Origin of the sequence: Paraburkholderia oxyphila NBRC 105797 (genome assembly GCF_000685075.1) — a bacterium.
In the GTDB taxonomy this organism is placed as follows: domain Bacteria; phylum Pseudomonadota; class Gammaproteobacteria; order Burkholderiales; family Burkholderiaceae; genus Paraburkholderia; species Paraburkholderia oxyphila.
The window spans coordinates 1-892 of record NZ_BAYD01000295.1 but is presented as its reverse complement, the minus strand read 5'-3'; the positions used below and the strand labels follow the sequence as shown (position 1 = coordinate 892).

The following is an 892-nucleotide window of genomic DNA, read 5'->3' as shown; positions in this document are numbered from 1 at the left end:
ATGGTCGGTCAGGAACAGGTGCACAGCTGTCATGCTGCAATCCGCCTTCATGAAGCCCTTCACGCGGCCCGTGTCCACCGACACCGCGCCGTAGTTCTCGGGGTCGATCGGCACGACATTCATCTTCGGATAGTCCTCGTTGTAGCCCTGGTTGTAGCGGCGCAGCATCCCGGAGTACGACTGCACCGACACCACACCCGGCTCGGTGCGCATCGCGCTCGTGAAGTCGTCCTCGTAGAGGCCGACCGCGGGGTTGTCGCACGCCTTGCCCGTCGATTCGATCGCCACCGTGAGCCAGTCGAGGCCGATGTCGTAGCTCGACGCGATCGACGTGGCATCGCGGTTGAAGCGCGCATCCGCACGCAGCTCCGGCGCTCCGGGCTGGAGCGTGCCGATCACGCGGTCACGGCTCTGCCATGCGGCCAGTGCGAACACCACCAGCGTCAATGCCACGGTGAGGCCCGCATACTTCGGCTCGGCAATGCGCGCGAGCCCGCGCAGCCACGTGGAGCGCTGTTCGCTGCGCTTCAGCGCGCTGTCCGCATAGGCTTTCGTGAAGTTGAAGCACGAAGCCGCGACCGGCAGCAGCACGAGATTCGTCACGATCTTGTAGGCCACGCCGAGCGAGGCCGTGATGGCCAGCTCGCGCACCATCGGAATCGGAATCAGCAGCAGCGTGATGAACGACACGAATGCCGTCACGAGCGCCAGCACGCCAGGAATCAGCAAGCCGCTGAAGCTATGGCGCGCCGCGTCGAACGCGCTGTGGCCATGCGCGATCTCGCGCACAATGAAATTGACCTGCTGCACGCCATGCGAGACGCCAATCGCGAAGACGAGGAAAGGCACCAGCACCGCGAGCGGATCCAGTCCGAAGCCCAGCAGCTTCAAG

The 892-nt window shown here is 64.7% G+C and carries 1 pseudogene; it reads right to left on the bottom strand.

Annotated features, from left to right (window positions below):
* Positions 1 to 892, bottom strand: a pseudogene (locus BO1_RS49030) (RND family transporter); the annotation flags it as partial.